This is a genomic window from Candidatus Nitrosopumilus sp. (assembly GCF_965223225.1).
Classification (GTDB): domain Archaea; phylum Thermoproteota; class Nitrososphaeria; order Nitrososphaerales; family Nitrosopumilaceae; genus Nitrosopumilus.
Window position 1 is genome coordinate 387,131 of sequence record NZ_CBDCVU010000004.1, and the last position, 21,626, is coordinate 408,756.

25 protein-coding genes and 1 tRNA gene are annotated in these 21,626 nt (G+C 35.9%); 12 read left to right on the forward strand and 14 right to left on the reverse strand.

Annotation, left to right across the window (positions count from 1 at the left end; all coding sequences use genetic code 11):
- Nucleotides 1-12 precede the first annotated feature (12 nt).
- Both ACOQN3_RS02590 and thiC read left to right on the forward strand, forming a co-directional pair.
- Nucleotides 13-240, forward strand: coding sequence for a hypothetical protein (locus ACOQN3_RS02590; RefSeq protein ID WP_420544929.1), 228 nt, complete (start codon nucleotides 13-15; stop codon nucleotides 238-240).
- 148 nt (nucleotides 241-388) lie between these two features.
- Nucleotides 389-1,717 carry a phosphomethylpyrimidine synthase ThiC gene (thiC, locus tag ACOQN3_RS02595; RefSeq protein WP_420544930.1) on the forward strand — a complete coding sequence of 443 codons (1,329 nt, stop codon included), beginning with the start codon at nucleotides 389-391 and terminating at the stop codon, nucleotides 1,715-1,717.
- Here the strand turns inward: thiC and ACOQN3_RS02600 are convergent.
- The 10 genes from ACOQN3_RS02600 to ACOQN3_RS02645 form a co-directional block, all read right to left on the reverse strand.
- Nucleotides 1,700-2,104, reverse strand: a complete 405-nt coding sequence (locus ACOQN3_RS02600; protein WP_420544931.1) for an NUDIX domain-containing protein — start codon at nucleotides 2,102-2,104, stop codon at nucleotides 1,700-1,702. The two genes, thiC and ACOQN3_RS02600, sit on opposite strands and share 18 nt — an antisense overlap.
- A 5-nt stretch (nucleotides 2,105-2,109) precedes the next feature.
- On the reverse strand, nucleotides 2,110-2,961 hold the full coding sequence (locus tag ACOQN3_RS02605; RefSeq protein ID WP_420544932.1) for a prephenate dehydrogenase/arogenate dehydrogenase family protein: 852 nt from the start codon (nucleotides 2,959-2,961) through the stop codon (nucleotides 2,110-2,112).
- Between the two features lie 2 nt (nucleotides 2,962-2,963).
- On the reverse strand, nucleotides 2,964-4,301 hold the full coding sequence (locus tag ACOQN3_RS02610) for an aminotransferase class I/II-fold pyridoxal phosphate-dependent enzyme (RefSeq protein WP_420544933.1): 1,338 nt from the start codon (nucleotides 4,299-4,301) through the stop codon (nucleotides 2,964-2,966).
- Between the two features lie 33 nt (nucleotides 4,302-4,334).
- Nucleotides 4,335-5,432 (reverse strand): chorismate synthase, encoded by a 1,098-nt coding sequence (gene aroC, locus ACOQN3_RS02615; protein WP_420544934.1) that lies wholly within the window; start codon nucleotides 5,430-5,432, stop codon nucleotides 4,335-4,337.
- A gap of 308 nt (nucleotides 5,433-5,740) precedes the next feature.
- Nucleotides 5,741-7,012: a 3-phosphoshikimate 1-carboxyvinyltransferase gene (gene aroA, locus ACOQN3_RS02620; RefSeq protein ID WP_420544935.1), complete on the reverse strand. Its 1,272-nt coding sequence runs from the start codon at nucleotides 7,010-7,012 to the stop codon at nucleotides 5,741-5,743.
- Nucleotides 7,002-7,856, reverse strand: coding sequence for a shikimate kinase (locus ACOQN3_RS02625; RefSeq protein WP_420544936.1), 855 nt, complete (start codon nucleotides 7,854-7,856; stop codon nucleotides 7,002-7,004). Before ACOQN3_RS02625 ends, aroA begins: the two co-directional genes overlap by 11 nt.
- A complete protein-coding gene (aroE, locus tag ACOQN3_RS02630; protein ID WP_420544937.1) occupies nucleotides 7,856-8,677 on the reverse strand; it encodes a shikimate dehydrogenase in 822 nt (273 codons plus the stop codon). The genes ACOQN3_RS02625 and aroE overlap by 1 nt, the downstream gene beginning before the upstream one ends.
- Nucleotides 8,678-8,726: 49 nt before the next feature.
- On the reverse strand, nucleotides 8,727-9,398 hold the full coding sequence (gene aroD, locus ACOQN3_RS02635; protein WP_420544938.1) for a type I 3-dehydroquinate dehydratase: 672 nt from the start codon (nucleotides 9,396-9,398) through the stop codon (nucleotides 8,727-8,729).
- An 11-nt stretch (nucleotides 9,399-9,409) separates the two neighbouring features.
- A complete protein-coding gene (locus ACOQN3_RS02640) occupies nucleotides 9,410-10,465 on the reverse strand; it encodes a 3-dehydroquinate synthase II (protein WP_420544939.1) in 1,056 nt (351 codons plus the stop codon).
- Complete coding sequence (locus ACOQN3_RS02645) at nucleotides 10,458-11,240, reverse strand: 2-amino-3,7-dideoxy-D-threo-hept-6-ulosonate synthase (protein WP_420544940.1); 783 nt, start codon at nucleotides 11,238-11,240, stop codon at nucleotides 10,458-10,460. Before ACOQN3_RS02645 ends, ACOQN3_RS02640 begins: the two co-directional genes overlap by 8 nt.
- A 103-nt stretch (nucleotides 11,241-11,343) precedes the next feature.
- On the opposite strand from ACOQN3_RS02645, the gene ACOQN3_RS02650 reads away from it, so the two are divergent.
- Nucleotides 11,344-12,462, forward strand: a complete 1,119-nt coding sequence (locus ACOQN3_RS02650; RefSeq protein WP_420544941.1) for a CofH family radical SAM protein — start codon at nucleotides 11,344-11,346, stop codon at nucleotides 12,460-12,462.
- Here the strand turns inward: ACOQN3_RS02650 and ACOQN3_RS02655 are convergent.
- Complete coding sequence (locus ACOQN3_RS02655; protein WP_420544942.1) at nucleotides 12,457-13,905, reverse strand: menaquinone biosynthesis decarboxylase; 1,449 nt, start codon at nucleotides 13,903-13,905, stop codon at nucleotides 12,457-12,459. The genes ACOQN3_RS02650 and ACOQN3_RS02655 overlap by 6 nt on opposite strands.
- A gap of 175 nt (nucleotides 13,906-14,080) precedes the next feature.
- On the reverse strand, nucleotides 14,081-14,455 hold the full coding sequence (locus tag ACOQN3_RS02660; RefSeq protein WP_420544943.1) for a hypothetical protein: 375 nt from the start codon (nucleotides 14,453-14,455) through the stop codon (nucleotides 14,081-14,083).
- Between the two features lie 98 nt (nucleotides 14,456-14,553).
- Here ACOQN3_RS02660 and ACOQN3_RS02665 point away from each other — a divergent pair, with 98 nt between their 5' ends.
- The 3 genes from ACOQN3_RS02665 to ACOQN3_RS02675 all read left to right on the forward strand — a co-directional run bounded on the left by ACOQN3_RS02665 (nucleotide 14,554) and on the right by ACOQN3_RS02675 (nucleotide 16,846).
- Nucleotides 14,554-15,387, forward strand: a complete 834-nt coding sequence (locus ACOQN3_RS02665; protein ID WP_420544944.1) for a trans-sialidase — start codon at nucleotides 14,554-14,556, stop codon at nucleotides 15,385-15,387.
- A gap of 66 nt (nucleotides 15,388-15,453) precedes the next feature.
- Nucleotides 15,454-15,645, forward strand: coding sequence for a hypothetical protein (locus ACOQN3_RS02670; RefSeq protein ID WP_420544945.1), 192 nt, complete (start codon nucleotides 15,454-15,456; stop codon nucleotides 15,643-15,645).
- A 136-nt stretch (nucleotides 15,646-15,781) separates the two neighbouring features.
- A complete protein-coding gene (locus ACOQN3_RS02675; RefSeq protein WP_420544946.1) occupies nucleotides 15,782-16,846 on the forward strand; it encodes a trans-sialidase in 1,065 nt (354 codons plus the stop codon).
- A 31-nt stretch (nucleotides 16,847-16,877) separates the two neighbouring features.
- On the opposite strand, the gene bcp is transcribed toward ACOQN3_RS02675, so the two are convergent.
- Nucleotides 16,878-17,336: a thioredoxin-dependent thiol peroxidase gene (bcp, locus tag ACOQN3_RS02680; protein WP_420544947.1), complete on the reverse strand. Its 459-nt coding sequence runs from the start codon at nucleotides 17,334-17,336 to the stop codon at nucleotides 16,878-16,880.
- Nucleotides 17,337-17,437: 101 nt separating this feature from the next.
- On the opposite strand from bcp, the gene ACOQN3_RS02685 reads away from it, so the two are divergent.
- The 4 genes from ACOQN3_RS02685 to ACOQN3_RS02700 all read left to right on the forward strand — a co-directional run bounded on the left by ACOQN3_RS02685 (nucleotide 17,438) and on the right by ACOQN3_RS02700 (nucleotide 19,579).
- Nucleotides 17,438-18,142: an MIP/aquaporin family protein gene (locus ACOQN3_RS02685; RefSeq protein ID WP_420544948.1), complete on the forward strand. Its 705-nt coding sequence runs from the start codon at nucleotides 17,438-17,440 to the stop codon at nucleotides 18,140-18,142.
- A 47-nt stretch (nucleotides 18,143-18,189) separates the two neighbouring features.
- Entirely contained in the window at nucleotides 18,190-18,642 is a 453-nt protein-coding gene (locus ACOQN3_RS02690) for a hypothetical protein (RefSeq protein WP_420544949.1), read from the forward strand.
- Nucleotides 18,639-19,466 carry a hypothetical protein gene (locus ACOQN3_RS02695; RefSeq protein WP_420544950.1) on the forward strand — a complete coding sequence of 276 codons (828 nt, stop codon included), beginning with the start codon at nucleotides 18,639-18,641 and terminating at the stop codon, nucleotides 19,464-19,466. The genes ACOQN3_RS02690 and ACOQN3_RS02695 overlap by 4 nt, the downstream gene beginning before the upstream one ends.
- Before the next feature lie 38 nt (nucleotides 19,467-19,504).
- Nucleotides 19,505-19,579 (forward strand) — tRNA-Arg (locus ACOQN3_RS02700).
- Nucleotides 19,580-19,690: 111 nt separating this feature from the next.
- Here ACOQN3_RS02700 and dps read toward each other — a convergent pair.
- Entirely contained in the window at nucleotides 19,691-20,278 is a 588-nt protein-coding gene (dps, locus tag ACOQN3_RS02705; RefSeq protein ID WP_420544951.1) for a DNA protection during starvation protein, read from the reverse strand.
- Nucleotides 20,279-20,654: 376 nt separating this feature from the next.
- On the opposite strand from dps, the gene ACOQN3_RS02710 reads away from it, so the two are divergent.
- Nucleotides 20,655-21,050, forward strand: a complete 396-nt coding sequence (locus ACOQN3_RS02710; RefSeq protein WP_420544952.1) for an alpha/beta fold hydrolase — start codon at nucleotides 20,655-20,657, stop codon at nucleotides 21,048-21,050.
- Nucleotides 21,020-21,589, forward strand: coding sequence for an alpha/beta fold hydrolase (locus ACOQN3_RS02715; RefSeq protein WP_420544953.1), 570 nt, complete (start codon nucleotides 21,020-21,022; stop codon nucleotides 21,587-21,589). The genes ACOQN3_RS02710 and ACOQN3_RS02715 overlap by 31 nt, the downstream gene beginning before the upstream one ends.
- Nucleotides 21,590-21,626: the final 37 nt, after the last annotated feature.

Consider the following 21,626-nt stretch of genomic DNA (forward strand, 5'->3'; position numbering starts at 1 on the left):
GAGTCCTCCGAGATGACTAGTATTTCTGAATTAGAGACTTTACGATCTGAAAATGTGAAATTACGAAATTATATCTCCTTGATTCAAGCTGAAATTGAATTAAAGCAAAGAGTACGTGAAATTAAGAATAATTTTCCAAATTCTGATGACTCTAATCATCTCGTATCTCCTATTGTAGATCGAATTTCTAGAATAGAGTCTGAAAAATCAATTCTACAACAAGAATTGGATTTGACCTGATTTCATAGTAATATGCTTGAAAATACTGTTTTTTAGATTATACTTGGTAATCAAGTTGTCCTCTTTTTCCACAATTTGATTTTATATTGAATCTGTTATTTTTATGGGGTTAACGATTGTTTAAATCAGGCAATGCCTGAATTATATTATGGCCACGCAGATGAGTGCTGCACGTAGAGGTGTTCCAACTGAACAAATGAAACAGGTTGCACGTGATGAGGATGTGTCCTTAGATTGGCTTTTGTCTAAAATTGCACGTGGATCAATAATTATTCCGAGCAATAATGTACGACCTCAAAAAATACATAATGTTGGAATTGGTAAAGGTCTGAAAACCAAAGTCAATGTTAACATTGGCACATCTACTCTGAACGTAAATTTGGAAGAAGAAATCGAAAAGGCCAAAATTGCAGTAAAATATCATGCAGACACTATGATGGATCTTAGTGATGGTGGAAATGTAAAAGAAATAAGAAAAACTCTGTTGGATACTGCCCATATTACTTTTGGTACTGTTCCGATTTATGAGGCATATAACTATGGAGTAGAAGTCCACAAAAATCCGTTGAATTTAACTGAAGATGATTTTCTTAATGCATTTGAAAATAATGCAAAAGATGGTGTTGACTATACCACAATTCATTGTGGTATTACTAAGGATATTGCAAAAAGAATCTTAAAAGTACAAAGATATGGTGGTGTGGTTAGTAAAGGTGGAACTATTACTGCTGCATGGATGTTAAAACATGATAAAGAAAATCCCTATTTGACTCACTATGACTATTTGATTGAAATTGCCAAAAAATATGATGTGACCTTTAGTCTTGGTGATGCTCTTAGACCCGGTTCAATTTTGGATTCTCATGATGAGTTACAAGTGCAAGAAATGATTAACATCTCGCAATTAACAAAGCGAGCCCATGAACAAGATATTCAGGTAATGGTTGAGGGTCCAGGACATGTTCCACTAGATGAAGTTGCTGCAAACGTTAAACTTGCAAAATCGCTTATTGGAGATGTTCCATATTATGTTCTGGGTCCATTGGTGACTGATGTAGCATCCGGTCATGATCATATTGCAAGTGCAATAGGAGCTGCAATTTCTGCTAGCGAAGGCGTTGATCTTTTATGCTATCTTACTCCTTCTGAACATTTGGCACTGCCTAATGCAGATGAGGTCAAAGCAGGATTAATTGCGTATAGAATAGCTGCTCATGCAGGTGATCTTGTTAAAATTCGTGACAAGGCAATTAAGTGGGATATGGCTATGACCGAAGCTCGTCGTACCTTGGATTGGGAAAAGCAACTTGCATTGTCTATTGATCCTGAAGAGGCAGCAAAAATTCATAGCAGAACTGGACAACATCCTGGAAACAACGTCCCATGTACTATGTGTGGTGGCGCGTGTGTCTACATGATGTTGCCACAACAGAAAAAATATGAAAAAGAAACCGACAAACTAGAGCAAATTGAATAATACTTTTTGAAGACTAGGGACCGTCTCATAATTTGTTATTTCGTTTGCGTCAATCCATCTATATTCTGAATTTTCCCAGTTTAGTTTAATGGTTGGATCTTCGGTTCCAAATAAAAATGGAAAAATTTCCCATTCGTGATTTTGGTATTGTGGAGAACTTACTCTTAGTTTCTCTGATGTTTTCAATAATGTGATTTTTTCTTCAACAATTCCGATTTCTTCAAAAATCTCTATTTTTGCTCTACACAATGGATCTTCATTTTTTTCGATAATTCCACTGACTCCTGCCCACATTCCCTTCATTGTTTTGACTTTGTTACTTCGTTTTAGTAACAACACTTTGTCTTTGTTGGTGATAAAAGATGTAACAATCTTAGTAGATCGCATATTCTTTATTTTTCAACAGCTTTTACCATTTTTGTAAGCTTTTTGTAGGATTCGTTAATGTCTGTATGTTTTGAAAGTCTTTCTTGACACTCTTTGATGTAGTTGACCACTTCTTCTGTTTTTGATTCTTGTACTGCTGTGAGTAACCTTCCTATGTCTTTCCAAAGCTCCTCGGCAACTCTTCTTATCTCTGGGTTTGCAATGATTGTCTCAATTAATTCTGGAGACTCTGTCATGATGCTTTCAGCTAGTGTTTTTTGTACTCTGAAAGTTGTACCTGACATTTTTTCTGTTAAAAGCATTTTTTCATCTTTTGAAACAATGTTTGCAAAAACTAAGTTCATCAGATGAGTTAATCCTAATATCACTGCAATTTTTTTATCATGCTCTATTGCGTCAATGGTGACAAAATTTGCCCCCTCAAACAATGATTTTACTACGTTTAATTCTTGTTTTGCATCCTTGATTGGAATTGAAATAATATTTTGGCCTTTTATTGTTTTTACCCCTGGACCAAACATCGGATGGATGCAAATTGGATTGATTTTAGCTGGCATCTTTGATAGTGAAGAAACCACCTTTGATTTTTCCGAAGAAATTTCAATTAAATAAGTACCTCGTTTCATTTCCTTTGCGATTAATCTTATGATTTCTGGGGTTCTTCTTGTAGGTGTGCACAAGACGACATAATCTGCTTTCAAAATTGCTCCTACCAGCGAATCTGATACGATAATGTCTTTGCCTGTAACTTTATTTTCTGAATCGTGACCTGTGACCTCAAAACCTTTGCTTGCAAAATATTTTGCAAACCATTGTCCCATTTGGCCTCCTGCCCCGACAATTGTTACTTTTTTCATCTCTATTCACTGAGGATCTCCCTAAGTATATTCATTCCTTCTGTTAATGTTTTTTCATCCTGGCAAGCTGAAATTCTGATATGATCTTTATAATTTCCAAAACCTTCTCCTGGTGCTATTGCCAGACCTCTGTCTAATGTGTTGTTGGCAAATTCTACTCCATCAAATCCTTCTTTGTTAACCCGTGCAAATAGGTACATTGCCCCATCTGGAACAACAAAATCTAATCCAATTTCCTCAGCTTCTTTTATCAATATCTTTAGTCGATCTTCAACTGTATTAGTATTGTTGGACGTGTCTGCCTCTAATGCCTTCATTGCTGTATATTGAATTGGTTCTGAAACATTGGTAAGGCATAATGCTTGTAATTTTGCCATTTTTTCAACTATTACATGATCTGTAATTGCATACCCTATTCTGAATCCTGTCATTGCATGTGACTTTGAAAATGACTGAGTTACAATGCTTTTTTCATAATTGTAACAAAGTATGCTCTTCCACTTTGTTTTCTTGTACTCTGAATATATTTCGTCACTCAGTATGTAGAGATCATTTTCTTTTGCCACTTCAACTATTTCATCTTGCAATTTTTCAGGAAGGATTTTGCCTGTGGGATTGTTTGGATAGTTCAACACAATCATCTTAGTGTTTGAGTTGATCATTTTTCTTATTTTTTCTATTGATGGTTCCCAATTATCTTCTAATGTGGTGTTGATTGTTCTTATCTTGATTCCTGAATTTAATGCACAATCTTTGTATGCAGGCCATGCGGGCTCTATTACTATAATTTCATCGCCTGGATTGAGAAGTGCAGTTATCGCAGTAAATATTGAAAATCTTGCTCCTGGACTAACAATAATGTTCTCTGAAGTTACATTTGTCACATTGAATTTTTCTGAAATGTATTTTGCAAGAGTCTCTCGAAAAATTGGAATTCCTTTTGCTTGTCCATATTTTACAAATCCCTTATCATAAACTTCACCTAATGCTTCTTTTACGATTGGTGGTGGTAAAAAATCTGGTTCCCCTACTTCCATATGTATGATTTTTTTACCTTGTTGTTCAAGTGATTTAGCTTTCAAAAAAATCGATAAATGGGTTTGTTTGTTTGTAGATTGAACTTTTATTGATTCGTTAAGTAGAAAATTAAAGAATTTTGTTGCAATTTCTTCATCCAGGTTAATCTCTTTAGATAAGGCAACTACCTTTTCTCTTAGGTTGTCTTCTCTAGATTCATCTGTTATTGCCTTCCCGATATTTTTTTTGACATCGCCAATTTCTCTGGCAATATCTGTTCTAGTTTTTAACATCTTTATCATCTCTAAGGTGACTTCATCCATTTTGTTTCTGAGCGTGTCTATGTCTGACATTTTCTACAAAACTGGTTTTATTTTACCTGCAATCAATGCATGATCTGCTATTGTTAATGCTACAAGTGAGTCTACTACTGGTGGTGCTCTTGGAACTACGCATGGATCGTGTCTTCCTTTTACTTGTAGTGTGGCCTTTTTCTTTGATTTAATGTCTACTGTAATTTGTTTTTGTGCAATAGATGATGCTGGTTTAAACGCAATACGCATTGTTATGGGCATTCCATTTGAAATGCCTCCTAGAATTCCACCTGAGTTGTTGGTGGTGGTAATTATCTTTCCATTTTTGATTGAATACAAGTCATTATTTTGAGACCCAGTTAATTCCGAACCTGCAAATCCTGAACCAAATTCAATTCCTTTTACTGAGGGAATTGAAAAAATTGCTTTACTTAAGTTAGATTCTAATGAATCAAAAATTGGTTCCCCTAAACCCACTGGAACATTTGTGGTGACCGACTCTATGATTCCTCCTAATGAATCTCCTTTCTTTTTTGCATTCATTATGTCTGCTCTCATTTTTTCTGCAGTATTGGTGTCAGGGCATCTCACTTCATTTTTGTAAATATTTTCAATCATTTTTTTATTAATTTTTTTTTCAAATTTTGTTTTTCCAATTTGGGTTGTATATGAATTAGTTTCAATCCCTAATGTTACTTTTAGTAATTTTCTTGCAATTGCTCCTCCCATTACATGTGTTGCAGTTAATCTTCCTGAAAATCTTCCACCTCCTCTGTAGTCGTTGTATTGATTATACTTTATCATTGCAGGATAATCTGAATGGCCAGGTCTTAATTTGGTTCGTAGATTTTCATAATCTTTTGATTTCTGATCACTGTTCCAAATCACCATGGTGATTGGGGATCCTGTTGTATATCCTCTGAACACTCCAGAAATTATTTCAACTACATCGCCTTCTTTTCGTTGTGTTGAAATTAGATTTTGTCCTGGTTTTCTAAAATCTAACATCGTCTGAATTTCTTTTTCATCTATCTCTAATCCTGCAGGGCATCCATCTAATACCGCCCCTATTGATTTACCGTGACTCTCTCCAAAACTAGTTAATACAAGATGCTGACCAATTGAACTCCCAGGCAACATAATATCAAAACTAAATGATGCTTATAATTCCTCATTCTTTGATTTGATTTTTAATTTTAGATCTATTCTAGGTTGTTTTAAATTACAAAATATTATAAAAATATGTGTTATAATTTGTAAATTTTTTAATATAATTTTAAATATCATTTTAACTTACATGATTTATGCAAAAAATTGAAAAATTAACTGCATAACCTGCGCGACTCTGCGAAAAAGACATGTTATCTACGCAATGGCGTTGTGGGTGAAGAGAAAGCTTTTCACTCTATACAGGGTCGCGCCTCTCATCTTTTAGTTATATCAAAAAATTACTGTTCAATTTTAATATCAGCACCCAATCTATTCATGTCTTCTATGAAGTTAGGATATGACACTTTTACAGAATCTGGATGTGTTACAACACAATCTCCAACATACATTCCTGCTATGCAAAATGCCATGAATAGTCTGTGGTCATTTCCAGAGTTTAATTTGGCACCAGTGATTTTTGTAGATGATTCTAAAATCATTCCATCTTCATTTTCTTGAACTTTGATTCCAAGTTTGGATATTTCTTGGGCTATTATGGATATTCTATCTGTTTCCTTTAGTCTAGCGTGTTTGACATTTACTATCTCTATTGGCTTTGATGTTTTTAGTGATAATATTGATAGTGGTGGAAGTAGATCTGGCGAATTACTCAAATCAAATTTACCTCCGTTTAATTTTTCAGGAGTGTCCACATTAATCTCATTGTCTTCGATATTTACTGTGACTCCTAATTGTTCTAATATGTCCAAAAAAACTTCGTCACCTTGTGGTAATGTTCCGATGTCTCCTTTGATTGACACTTTATCTCCATTGAGAACTACAGCAGAAAGAAGAAGTGCAAGACTAGAAAAATCAATTGGGATTGCGAAAGTAGTATTATTGTAAACCTGAGGTGTTATGTTGTATTTCTTGTATGGAATTAGTGTTTGAACTGATGCGCCGAATTTTCTCATAGTTGCAATGGTAGCATCTAGATATGGTTTTGAAACCAATCCTTCTTCAATTGTTAGATTGATTCCTTTTTCTGTAAGTGGACCGATTATCAATAATGATGAAATAAACTGACTGGATAAATTACCTGGTATTTTTACATCTCCTCCTGAAATCTTTCCTTGTACTTCGATAGGTGGTTTCCCATTAGTTGAATTACATTTTGCACCTATACTTGATAATGCATCCAATAGTGGTTGCATTGGCCTTTTCTGCAAACTCTCATCTCCTGTCAATGTGATTTTATCTGTAAAGAGACTTGCAATTCCAGCTGCGATTCTAATTGTAGTTCCAGAGTTTTTTGTATCGATTATTGACACCTTTGTGCTTGTATTTATTGCATCTTCTATCGTAATTGTCGATTTGTCTGTTTTTATTTTAGCTCCAAAACTGGTACATGCATCTATTGTTGCGTTTGTATCTTCAGAGAATAAAACATTCTCAACTTTACTTCCATTGCCTGCCAGAGATGCCAAAAAGATGGCTCTATGTGTGTAACTTTTGTTTGGAGGGCATGTTATTTGACCTGAAATTTTTGATTTACCTACCCTACAACTCATGGACTTCAGCCTTCTTGTTATTTATTTTTGAGACAATTATGTTTCCTTCTAATGCTGAGAAAACTTTCTTTACATTTACAACATTGTCTTTTTTTACAACTGCTGCAATTGATGGGCCATTTCCAGACATTGAAGCTCCTATGGCCCCTTTTTCAATCAAAGTTGTGATGATGTCTGATTGGGAATTCAATATTGCAGTTGTTGCTAATCCATTAATCGTCATTGCTTTCCAATAGTTTGCTTCTTTTGCTAGCTCCCAAGCAATGCCAAATACTGAATCTAGAATCTTTAGGTTTTTTAGATTCCCTCTTTTCCGATTTTTAGGAATAAAAATCACTGCTACCAAATTAGATGGGGCCCTCTCAAAATGAATTCTCCTTCTCTTTGAATTATCTGTAATATTGAATCCTCCATAATAACATGAACATGCATCATCATATGCGCCAGTTATGCTTACTTTTGTTTCAACTGATGCATCTACTCCTGCAAGTAATATTTGTTGATCAGTTAATTTCGGTTTGAAAATTTTTGCACATGCCATTGCGACTGCAGATGAGATTGCACTGGAACTTTTTAGTCCATATCCTGTAGGTATTTCTGATTCTAATGTAATGATAATCTTATTTTCCTCCAGATCTTTTTTTGAAACTATCTTTTCTATTGTTTTGTTAATAAGACGTGAACTGAGACTTTTGTTTTCTGATTGTATTACTATGCCTTTTCCTGGCAAAGTTTCTGCCGTTACCTCTACTTTTAGTGCAATTCCCACTGTTGCCCCTTTCTGGGTTGCTATTGCATTTACAAGTGATATTGCTCCATGTATGGTTGCCTTTGCCTTTGCCATCAAAATCCCCCTAACAATGCTCTTTTCATAGCATTATAAGGTGCTTCTCTGTCGTGCCATATTTCAAAGGCTCTAACTGCCTGTCCCAAAAGCATCTCATATCCAAAAATAATTGTCGCTTTTTTTTCTTTGGCTTTTTTTATGAAATCTGTATTCATTGGCATGTATACGATATCGTACACTACTGTTTTCTCTTTTAATCCCTCAAATGATATGGGGCTCTGCTCATTTTTTAGTCCAATAGAGGTTGCATTGACAATTATGTCGTAATCCTCTAGTGTTCCTTCAATCTCATTTATCGTTTTCGTTTCTGATTCTAATCCTAATTTTTTGGCAAACTCTGAAAGCTTGTCTGCATTTTGCAAGGTTCTATTTGCTATTGTTATCTTCTTTGCTTTCTCTTTTGCAAAACCTGCCACTATTGCTCTTGCAGCTCCTCCTGCACCTAGGAGTAATATTTTTGCATTTGAGATATTGATTTCTTTCTTTCGAAAGGGATCCAAAAATCCATCCATGTCTGTATTGTACCCTTTTAAGATCCCATCATTGTTTACTACTGTATTTACCGCACCAATGATGCTACAGGACTCGTCAATTTTATCTAAATATTTCATCATTTCAATTTTGTGCGGGATTGTAACGTTGAATCCGTTTATCTTGATTTGTTTTAATCCTTCAATCCCTTCTTTTAACTCTCCTTTGGGAATTCTGTATGCGATGTATGATGAATCTAAATCCAATTCTCTAAAAGCGGCATTATGGATATTAGGTGATAGAGAATGATCTATTGGATCTCCAATAACTGCAAATGATTTTCCCATGTTATATCCTCTGAATTAAATGATTGATTTAAACTCTCAATTAAAATTCTCATTTTTTGAGGTTTGTGATCTTTCTTACCTCGTCTATACTGAATTGCCCTGGGGCTACAGGCTTTCCAAGTGATACATAAGTAAATGGACTTCCAAGATAGAGGCACAAAATTCTTGATATTCTTCCGTTGTCTCCCATTGAAAGTGCTATTAGGTTTCTCTTTCCTTTTTTACTGTACAATTCCAACATTCTAGTAGAGTCATCAGTTGATTTTGCTGTACTTACAATTTTGATATTTTGTGAAAACTTTCCCATACTGGTTAATTTTTTCTTTAACTCTGTTGAATTTGGAGTCTTTTTAAAATCGTGCCAAGATACTAAAATTTTTGTCTTAGTGGTTTTCAAATATTTTGTTAACTCTGAATTTTTTTGCAAAGTGTTAAACTCAACATCAAGTAAAAATGGATTGTACTCTGCAATTAATTTCAGAATTCTTATTCTCTCTTTCTCACTTCCCTCAAATTGCCCTCCTTCATTTTTTGGTCTAAGCGTACAAACTGTTTTGTTTAGATTTTTTTTAATCAAGTTCAACGTTGTTGGAATCTGTTCTATTTTTAAAAAGTCAAATCTAATTTCGGCATAGTCTGATTTTTTCAGAGCGATTTTTAATACTTGGTTTACTTTGTTTGGTGTTCTTTCAGCTATTGATACACAAGTCTTGAATTTCATTTTCTTTTATTTTATTTTTCTAAAATATATTCGTCTGAGACTTCCATTCCAAAATGTCTACCCGTTGCAGGCTTTGCATGAACCATGACTGTGTCTCCTTTTTTTAGATGTGTGACTGAAACTAGACTTCCATTTGGCTTAACAAACCTAATTGTTTCTGCATCTTGTGCAATAATTCCTCCAATTTCTCCATTTGCTGATGCTTTAATCATTAACATGGGTCTTCTCTCAATCTTTGATCTTCCCACTGTTGCTCGTCTTGCAGTTCCTTTTGAATTTAAGATTAGTACCTCAGATCCTGTCTCTACTTCTGATAGGTAATTTGTAGTTCCGTCTGGTGAAAGGGTATAGCAGTGAACTGCACCTGCATTGACTCTAAATGGTCTCGGTGATGTAAATGATGATCCTACTGATTCATTATGAACTAGAAATAGGAAATTTGATCTGCTTCCAATCAACATTCCTTCGCCTTTGTGAAGCATAGATGCAGTGTCTACGCAGACTCTTTCACCGTCTCCTACCTCTTTGATCTCAATAATTTTTGCAGGCTTCATCTCAAAACTTCTTGTGCCCAAATACACCATAGCTTCTCTTACTTCATTAATTGATGATGTGCTGAAAATTACTCCATCCACACCTACCTCTAAAATTGAGAACATCTTTCTCACCTCTTCTGGTGTCTTTGCCATGGCAAAAATTTTGGTATTGATTTTATGTAATTTTGCAATAATATTTTCAAGAGGTATGATCTTCCAATCTTTTACTTCTACTATGACAAAATCCAATCCCTTCTTAGCAACTGAGAGTATATCTTCAATGTCTGAATTTGATAAAACTTGAAATTTTCTGCCTACTTTCTTTCCCTTTGGCTTTGCCTTTATTTCTCTTTCAAGTACTATGTGGTTTGCATTATTTGATGGAAAAATTGTTTGTAGTTTTGACTTTGCATTTTTTTTTGGGTCAAGATACACAGTCTTAATTCCTTCGTTTTCTAATTGTGGTAGAAATTTTGTTAACTGACTCTGTGTTGCTTTGGGTAGAATAATTAATTCTCTTTTTTTATTCAACTTTCTTCATTGCTTCCTTTGCTGTTTGTTTTCTAAAAATAATTTCTGCCAAGGCTTCTACCATTTTTTCTGGTTTTTTATGAGCAAAAATATTTCTGCCATATGTTACTCCCTTAGCACCAGCACTCATGGCATCTTCTGTCATTTGAAGAATATCTAAATCTGTTTTTGCTTTAGGACCCCCTGCAATCACAATTGGCACTGGTGTACTCTTGACAATTTTTGAAAAGGAGTCAATATCTCCTGTGTAAAGCGTTTTTACGATATCTGCTCCGCATTCTGCACCTATTCTTGCCACATGTGCAACAACTTCTGGTTCGTGTGGATTTGGAATGTTTTCTCCCCTTGGATACATCATTGCCAACAATGGCATTCCCCATTTGTGACACTGGTCTGCAGTCATTCCTAACTGCTCTAGCATTTCTGGCTCTTCTTTTCCTCCTATGTTGATGTGCAATGAAACGCCATCTGCTCCCATTGCAACTGCCTCCTTTACTGTTCCTGTTAGCATTTTACGGTTTGGTGATAATGATAATGCTGTACTGCTTGAAAAATGAACTAGTGTCCCAATTTTGGGTGGTTTTGGTAATGATTTTAGAATTCCTTTGTTGATAATTATGCTTGTTAGTCCATGCCCCTCGCATTTGTAAATTGTTGATGCAGGATCTTCCAAGCCCTCCATGGGGCCGTTGGAGATTCCGTGATCCATTGGAATGCATAACATCTTTCCTTTTCTTAAAATTCTATTTAGCCTGATTTGATTGCCTGATACCATGCTCTTAGTTCATTTTTGTGCCCTACTTAAATAACACGAATTTTCCACGTTTTTGATTGTTAATGAGCATGGATTAAATAGAAATTCTGATGACTAAAATCAGTTGAGTCAGACTACTGAGCAGATACAAAAAAGCGACATCAAAGATATCTTGGAAAATTCTATTAACGGTCATAGGCCCGGTCCTGAGGACTGTATGAGACTTTTAGAATCTGATGATGTTCATCTTATGGGACTTGTTTCTGGACATTTGACCAGAAAAAAATTTGGTAGAAAGGCATCTTTTGTAAATAATATTATTCTCAATTACACTAACGTCTGCATTACTGATTGCAAGTTCTGCGCGTTTTATCGTTCTCCTGGTGCTGATGATTCCTACACCTTGACTCTAGATGAAATTAAATCCCGTGTACAGGCTGCCTCTGAGATGTTTAAGATAAGGCAAGTCTTGATTCAGGGTGGACACAATCCAAACTTGAAGATAGAATATTATGAAGATGCTTTTAGAATGATTCGAGAAAAATTCCCTCAAGTTGGAGTTCACGGCTTGTCAACTTCTGAAATTGACATGATTGCACGTGTTGAAAAGTCTTCTACCTACGAAGTCTTATCTCGTTTAAAAGAATCTGGTTTACAATCGATTCCTGGAGCAGGAGCTGAAATTTTGGTTGATTCTGTAAAAGATGTAATTAGTCCAAAGAAAATTTCTAGTGCTGATTGGATTCGTATTATGGATGAGGCACACTCTCTTGGACTTTCAGCTTCTGCAACTATGATGTATGGCCATGTTGAAAAAAAGAGTGACATTGTTGATCATTTTTTTAAAATTGTAAAACTGCAAGAAAAAACCAAAGGATTCATGGCCTTTATTCCTTGGAATTTTGAACCAAACAATACTTTGATGCATGAAGAAGGTATAGTTGAATATGGTACTGGTGGAATTCAACTGTTAAAGATGATAGCAATATCCAGATTGGTTTTTGATGGTTTGATTCCTCACATACAATCTTCATGGCTTACAAATGGAGTTGGTATGGCTCAACTTGCTTTACAATACGGTGCTGATGATTTTGGTGGGACCTTAATTGGTGAAGAAGTAGTTTCTTGTACTGGTGCTCGTTCCACTGAATTGACTGATAAAATTATCAGTGATGCCATACATCAAATTGGTTATCAGGTAGAAGAAAGAGATAATTTTTACAATTCTGTTTCCATATCATAATCCATAACTGGGCCATTTTGAATCTACTATTTTCTTTGTCTCTTCATCTGCTTTGACTTGTTCTTGAATCTCTCTTTGATATCCTTCTTCACTTGTCTTTTGTGTAGCATCAATTCCCATCTTAGAGCCTAAATTTACAAGAGGTGATGCGGGATCAAGCGTATCGGTAGGTGTATTGTTTATTATGATGGTGTCTCTTGCTGCATCTGCCCTTGTGGTAATTGCCCAGATAACATCATTGATGTCATGAACGTTAATGTCCTCATCTACTACAACAAACATCTTGGTTAGTGACAATTGTCCCATACCCCAAAGACCCATCATGACTTTTTTTGCTTGTCCTGGATATCTCTTCTTGATTGATATGATTGCAAATCCTTGGAACCATCCTGCTGCTGGCATGCTAAAATCTATAACTTCTGGATGGAACATACGTATGAGTGGGAGAAATGATTGTTCGATTACTTTACCGATATACGCATCCTCTAGTATTGGTTTTCCAACAACTGTAGTTACGTAAATTGGATTTTTTCTACGCATTATTCCTGTAAGTGTAAAAGTTGGATATGGTTCCACAGGCGTGTAGTATCCAGTATGATCTCCAAATGGACCTTCGTCTCGAATGTCTGCAGGATCAACATATCCTTCTAAAACAATTTCTGCATTTGCTGGAACATCTAGATCAATTGTTTTGCATTTTACAGTCTTGATTCCTTCTTTTCTTGTGATTCCTGCAAACAAGTACTTGTCTAATCCTTCTGGAACTGGTGCAATTGATGAAAATATTGTTGCAGGATCTCCTCCAATAATTATTGCAGTTGGAATTTTTTCTCCTCTGTCCTTTGAAATGTCTCCATGATGAGCTCCTCTTTTGTGTTTTTGCCAATGCATGGATGCGTGGTTTTTATCTATGATTTGCATTCTGTAAACTCCGAGATTGCGAACTCCTGTCTCTGGATGTTTGGTTGCAGTCAATCCTAAAGTTATGAACCTGCCTGCATCTTTTGGCCATGATTTAAGAATCGGCAAATCGTCAAAACTTGCTTTGTCTTCTTGTAATGTGATTTCAGTTACCGGACCACTAGTTTCTGCCTTTGGAAAAGCTGCAGTCATTTTGGATAATTCTGGAAGTTTTTTTATTTTGTTTAGAAAACCTGAAGGTATGTCCATCTTGGTCATGTCAACTATTCGTTGACCAATTTCTGTAAAGTCTTCCATCTCCAGACCTATCTCTAATCTTTTCATTGATCCAAATGCGTTTCCTAAAATCGGCATGTCATAACCTTTGACATCTTCAAAAAGTATTGCAGGACCATTAGAATACATCTCCCTTCTCATAATCTCTGCAATTTCTAATTCTGAGTCCACTTGGACTTTGACTCTTTTTAGTTCTCCATTTTTTTCTAATTCTGAAATAAAACTATGAATATCATCTATTGGCATCGCTTTTTTTGAAGCTAGTTCAAGTATAAGCTTAACTAGATTTTTAGTACTCTTAATCTTAATTATTACAGATCATTTTTTCAAATTTTTGATACCTGTTAAAATCTCGCTGTAAGATGTTTTCTACCCTTGTATTCTCTAGTTTAATTTGCTTAATGGTTATGATCTTGGATCCTTACATTGGTGGCAGTTCATTCTTTTTGTCGTGACCACCTGATCCAAATTTACAGTAAAAACACAACTCTGATTCCATGTACTTTAGTTGTTCTACCTGTATGGCTCCTAACTTTAAAGCAATTTTGGTAAGAATCTTGTATTTTAGTGGCATTGCAGGTATGACTTCTTCCATGTATACCCTATAATGGTCTGGACAAAACTTTAGTGTGACTTTGGCTGGTTCTTTTCCTTTTTCATTTACTTGTTTTGTAAAATTGATCTGTTCTCTAATGTATTCATGTTTTGGACATGGGCAGTTCTTTCCACCTGGATGTTTGTATGCAGGAGTATTTTTCCAATCAAAGTCTGGAAATTCTTTTTCAAAATCATCCATTGCATCTTGTATGTCTCTTATGCATATAAAACTTGATCCGGTTTGGTCTGTAGTAATCGACCCAAATGTACATAAACCCCGGACTTTGATGTTGAGTAATGTCAGCTAAAAAGCAAACTAAAAAAGATCTTGAAGACAAAATTGCCCAATTAGAGGCAAAACTGTCAAAATTATCTACACAATTAGAGACAAAACCAGCAGAGGCTACCCCTAAACCAGAGGAAGCACCAAAACCAGCTGAGACTACACCACCAAAACCAAAAGGTACACTACCAAAAGGATTCGGTGACAAACCAGCAGAGGCTACCCCTAAACCAGAGGAAGCACCAAAACCAGCTGAGACTACACCACCAAAACCAAAAGGTACACTACCAAAAGGATTCGGTGACAAACCAGCAGAGGCTACCCCTAAACCAGAGGAAGCACCAAAACCAGCTGAGACTACACCACCAAAACCAAAAGGTACACTACCAAAAGGATTCGGTGACAAACCAGCAGAGGCTACCCCTAAACCAGAGGAAGCACCAAAACCAGCTGAGACAACTGCACAACTTCCAGTTACAGCACAAGAGGCATTAGAGAAGGCATACTATGACGCTCCGATGACTGATTTCCATCAGTACAGAGCAAAAGTTACTGGTTATTCTCCAGCACCTAACAGATACTTTGTTAGACGAACTGCTCCTGTCGGAAAAGTTCCAACAACAAACTGGAATGATCAAAAAACAAAAGTTACAGGTTATACAGCAGTATCAAACCAGTACTTTGCAACAAGAGCAAGAATAGCATACCATCCACCTGACAAAACATTTGGTAGCTTTAGTGGTACAAATATGACCTTTGAAGGTGTTGCAACACAAGCTCAAACACAACAAGCACCTCCCCCCCCTCCACCACCAAAACCAAAAGGTACACTACCAAAAGGTTTCTAATTCTACAACTTCTTTATTTTATATTTTTAATAGCAATATTCTTCTGTTGCCGCACGATGTATTCTTATGGCTCCGAAAATCCCTTGCCCTAACTGTGATCAAAATGAATGGCTTGAAAATCCTGAATTAAGTTATCTTCCACGAGTGATTCGATTAGAAGATGGAAAGTATGCTGCAGATACTAATAATGGAATTCATGTTAGATTGTGGAGATGTAACAACTGCATGTATGTCATGCAATTTTGGGAACCTGACTAAATGTAAAATTCATCAAAATTTTTTGCTAGAATATTATGTAATTTTTACATAATATTGACTCATTTTACTAATTTATTTTGAATCGATCATATTATGATCAAAATACAAATAAACAATACGGTATTTATTGTAAGAAATGGCAGAAAAACGCAAACCAGGTACTAAAAAAGATCTTGAAGACAAAATTGCCCAATTAGAGGCAAAACTCTCAAAACTATCTACACAATTAGAGCCAAAACCAGCTGAGACAAAACCAGCTGAGACAAAACCAGCTGAGACAAAACCAGCTGAGACAAAACCAGCTGAGACAAAACCAGCTGAGACAAAACCAGCTGAGACAAAACCAGCTGAGACTACACCACCAAAACCAAAAGGTACACTACCAAAAGGATTCGGTGACAAACCAGCAGAGGCTACCCCTAAACCAGAGGAAGCACCAAAACCAGCTGAGACAACTGCACAACTTCCAGTTACAGCACAAGAGGCATTAGAGAAGGCATACTATGACGCTCCGATGACTGATTTCCATCAGTACAGAGCAAAAGTTACTGGTTATTCTCCAGCACCTAACAGATACTTTGTTAGACGAACTGCTCCTGTCGGAAAAGTTCCAACAACAAACTGGAATGATCAAAAAACAAAAGTTACAGGTTATACAGCAGTATCAAACCAGTACTTTGCAACAAGAGCAAGAATAGCATACCATCCACCTGACAAAACATTTGGTAGCTTTAGTGGTACAAATATGACCTTTGAAGGTGTTGCAACACAAGCTCAAACACAACAAGCACCTCCCCCCCCTCCACCACCAAAACCAAAAGGTACACTACCAAAGGGAATGGAACAAGCTCAAACACAACAAGCACCTCCCCCCCCTCCACCACCAAAACCAAAAGGTACACTACCAAAGGGAATGGAACAAGCTCAAACACAACAAGCACCTCCTCCACAACAAACCAGTAATAACAACGAAGGAAAATCAAGAAAGCAGCATCTTGAAGAATATGAAAAAGAGTACTTGCAAAGAATTGAACAGGAAAAGATAGCCCGAGAAAAAGCAGAACAAGAAGCTATTGCAGCTGAAGCTGCAGCACAAGCAAAATCTCAAAGTACCCGTGGAAGTTTACCAAAGGGCTTTGAACCACAACCAGAACCTGAGGCTCCAAAACAATCTAGAGGCACACTACCAAAAGGCTTCTAAATTTTAGACCCTTTCTTTTACTTATTTTTGCTTAATTCAAAAAATCTTCTAGAACTTGTTTTGAGTGTCCAGCTGGTTTCACTTTGGGATAAATTTTGAAAATTTTTCCTTTCTCGTTTACTAAGAAAGTGCTTCTCATTACTCCCATGTACTCTCTACCCATGAACTTTTTCTTGCCCCAGACTCCAAACATCTTTGAGACTTCCTTATCGACATCTGCTAATAGTGGATATTTTATCTTCATTTTTTCACAGAATTTCTTATGAGACTCTACATCGTCTGGGCTTATTCCTATAATTTCAATTCCTTCTTTTTGGAATTTTGAATAATTCTTTGAAAATTCATCTGCTTCAGTAGTGCATCCTGGAGTAAAGTCCTTTGGGTAAAAATAGATTGCATGTTTCTTGCCCTTAAAGTCAGTGGATTTTACTTTGTTGCCATCTGCATCCTGAATCTCAAATTTTGGAACTGTGTCTCCTTCAGAAATCATTGCTTTGAACTGGATTGTGCTGTAATTAATTACTTTTTGAAAATTTAGGTGATCTTACATGTCCGAATCTTTTATATGGAAATTGGCAGGCCAGTTGCTTAATGGTTAATCCAAGAGCATATCTTGCTGAAGCAATAGCAACATATGGTTTAGTATTCTTTGGACCATTATCTGTAATTTTGGCAATTGCCTCTTTTGGAGAGGAACTTACCACACAATCAGTACTTTTCATCTCTCTTGGTCACGGTGGTGCAATTGCTTTGATGATTTACGCATTTGGACATGTATCTGGAGCTCACATCAATCCTGCAGTTACAATACCTATGATGATTACAAAAAAGATTGGAATCACTGATGGTATCGGGTATATTGCCTCCCAGTTGATTGGAGCAGTTGCAGCAGCAGCTACCTTAAAGGCAATTCTTCCTGAGCTTGGAGCAAAGGTTAATTTTGCAACCCAAGGTGGCCCAAGTGATTTAATCAATAACAGCATAGGTTCTGGATTTGCAATAGAAGCAATTTTGACATTCTTCTTAGTTACAGTTATCTTCATGAGTGCAGTTCACAAAAAGGCTTCTCCTGGATGGCATGGATTTACAATAGGTGGAATGGTATTTCTTATACACTTGATTGCTGTGCCTCTTACCGGCGCATCAGTTAACCCTGCAAGAACCTTTGGTCCTGCATTGATATCTGGATTCTGGGAATTCCATTGGTTATACTGGGCAGCTCCAATCTTAGGAGGAATAATTGCAGGTATAATCATGAATTATGTCTTTGTCAACAAGGCAGAAAAAGAAGCATAATTTTACAAATACCAACGTTTTTAAAAATTTGATATTGTTTTTCTTCTGTGATCCCAGGTTCAAATAACATTGATGAAATTTTTCAGATTTTTTTAACTGAGAGTGGTAAACTAGAATCCCTTGTATTGGATGCTTTATCAAAATCTGATCTTTCTATTTCAGAAATAATTCAGGCATACTATCAAACAACAAATGTGAATTCATTGGCACAGATGCTAGTGGCACAACTTGAAAGTAATAATGGTGCCTCTGATTCAAATTTATCTAAAATAAAACAAACTCAAAAATTCATATCTGAAAAATTTGATCAGAACCTGCATCCTTTTGTCATAAAATATCTTGCAGACTCTATTGCTGATATGACCAAACAACTGCAATCTTCAAGTTCTTCAGATCAATCTAAAGAAGACATTGAAAATCAAGCAAAAAACTTTGAACAACTGCGTGAGATGATGAGCACTAAGGAATTTGTTGAGCAATATGACAAGGGCTTAAGATGACAGTTGAGAAACTCTCTGAAAATTTAATCTCATTGAAAAAAGCGTTTGCACAAACCTATCAAGGAAAAAGTCAGATTCAAGAAGTAATTCCGTCTTTAGAGTCTGAAAAGTTTCCAATTAACCAATCTGATCTGGAACTTCTTCATCAATTTGCAACAAAAAATCCTATCTATTACAATTCTTTTGAAGAAACTATCGACAGCATTTCTTGTGTTGTGTATGAGGGTGATATCAACAAGTATTGGCTAAACAGTATTCAACATGGTTCTAGTCATGCTCCCTTTTCTCCTACGTGGATTCTTTCTGCGTATGTTGGATCTCTTGCAGCAAAAAATCTTGGATATGAACAACTAATTGATATTGGTTCTGGTGATGGAAGGATTGCATTTTGCGCTAAGGTTCTTGAAATGGAATCATACAGCATCGAGATTGATGACATGTTAGTTGATCTGCAAAAACATCTAACAACCACACTTGATTTTCATCCCTTTTGCTCTGATGCAACCTTGTTTGATTATTCTTCTCTGAATTTGACTAATCCTGTATTTTTCATTGGAGGGCTTGCTCAGATGGGTGGAAAAGAACTTGCAACAGGTGTACTCAAAAAAATTAATTCTATACTGTCTCTTGAGAATACTGGTTGGGCCTTTGCAGGAACTTTGTCTCAAAAGTATAGTCCTGATCTAAAAAATCATGCAGGTTGGGGAACGCTGATTGAAGATAATAATCTTAAACACATTATGACTGTTTTACTGCCAACTGTGTGGACATTTCATGAACCTGATGAGACGCCGTACGTATTTGCAGAATATGATTGCAGTTAATCGCAATCCAAATTAAGCGTCAATTCTGAAAATCTTTTGGACTCGTTGCATAGCTTGGATAGTGCGAACGCTTGCGGAGCGTTAGGTCGCCGGTTCGAATCCGGTCGGGTCCGCTTTTCTAGAGAATTAGCATTTTGTAGATAATTATGATTAAAAATTGATTTGCATTACAAACACCGATTGTTGAATGTGATAATCATGATAAAATAAAGTGGTTGTGGCTTTTATGCCATATCTAGTGCTCTGGAGTGACCTCTGGTATGTGGTCTTTCACCTGGGAATTTTCTTCGCATGTGTCCTGATGGTCTTCCATAGATTAATTCTAGGAACCAAGACTCGTGTTCTATCTCTTCTATGAGGATATCTTTTGCAATATCGTAGGTAGCAGGATCTTTTCCAAGAGTCATCTTGCAAATTTTGTCCCAATTTACAATTGCCCCTTGTTCTGCTTTGAGACATTTCTCAAGTATTGCCATGTGATCAGTTGGGTCTGTTGGAAGCTGAAGGAATTCACAGCCAGAAATCTTGATAAATTCTGTTGCATCATTTGGAAGAGAACCTCCAAGCTGGTAGATTCTCTCAATACATGATTCAAAGTGACTAAGGTCTTCCATCCTTGCATCTTCGATAATTCCTTTTAGTCCTTCTCCCTCCATTCCTGTACAATGAGCTCTGAGATTGGTAAAGTAGTAGTATGCTGTAAATTCTACTGCTGCATTCTTTACTAATTCTTTGATTAGCTCATCAACATCAACGCCATTTTGTTTTAGAACATTTACTCCAACAACGTTTGGCTTTTTTGATTCGGACATGCCGTCCATTAATGTATGTTTCATAAAATAGTTGTTATGATTTTCACAAAAAATAAGAAATACAATTTGTTGTAAAAAGATTTGGTGAAATACGTGATTTACAATTAATCTTAGAATTAATTCCATATTTCTAAAATGATGTAATCAAAATTTGTTTTAAGATGGTGTCCTAAAACAACCCAAAATTATGCTGAGTCCAAATGAAACTATTTATGGGTAAAAAACGGTCACTGCTATTTATCATGCCTTGTTGGTTATGTTAAAAATTCAGAGACATTGAAAAATATGATTGTAAATCGTACGGATTTCAAATTTTGTTATAATTTGGGAGTTACTTGGTATAATGATTTTAAACTAATTTTCAAATATTTCTACAATGACTCTTGCAGTATCAAATAGACTTGATAGTACATTTGGTGGAACATGGCCTTATTCTCCAAAATATAATACTGCATCAGGTTTTCAAATGCACTATGTTGATGAAGGTCGTGGTCCTGAAACCTTGTTATTGCTTCATGGTGAACCAACTTGGGGTTATCTCTTTAGACATCAAATCTCTGAATGGTCAAAAAAGTATCGAGTTATAGCAATAGACCATAATATGGGTTTTGGAAAAAGTGAAACTCCTCAAAACAGACCGTATTGGCTTCAGAACCATATTGATAATCTAGAAAATTTTGTCTTTGATCTCGGATTGGATGATTTAACATTAGTCTGCATGATTTTGGTGGACCAACCGGAATGGGACTTGCTATACGTCATCCAGAATTAGTAAAACGAATTGTTTCAATCAATGGACCAACACCTGTAGGACAACCTAATCTTATTAAACAAATTATAGAAAATACCTCTTTTTCTCCTTGGTTTCAATGCATAATCAAGGCAGAAAATGAAGGCATTTTAGAACAAGTCTTGGGTCATCTTGATTACAATATTTTATCAACACTGAAACTAAATGGCTTTGAGAGAAACGAGATAATTGCTGAAAATTGGATTCGAGCATATCGATCTCCATTTCAATCATCTCAAGACGCTCTAGGTGCAGTTGCTTGGGCCAAGGGATTTGCAACAAATGAGCATATTTTTGAATCTCCTGATGATAAAACCAAGATTTTGTTATCTCAAAAACCATCACTTGCAATTTGGGGTCAAGAAGATAAGACACTAAATCACAAGATCTTCTTACCATTATTCAAACAGGCATTTCCAAATGGTCAAACACACCTTCTACCTGGTGTAGGACATTACTCTCTTGAAGATGCTCCAAAATACGTTGGCAAACTTGTAATGGACTTTATTCAAACTAATTGAAAAAACAAAATGGTAAAAATCAAAAGAATCTGTGAAG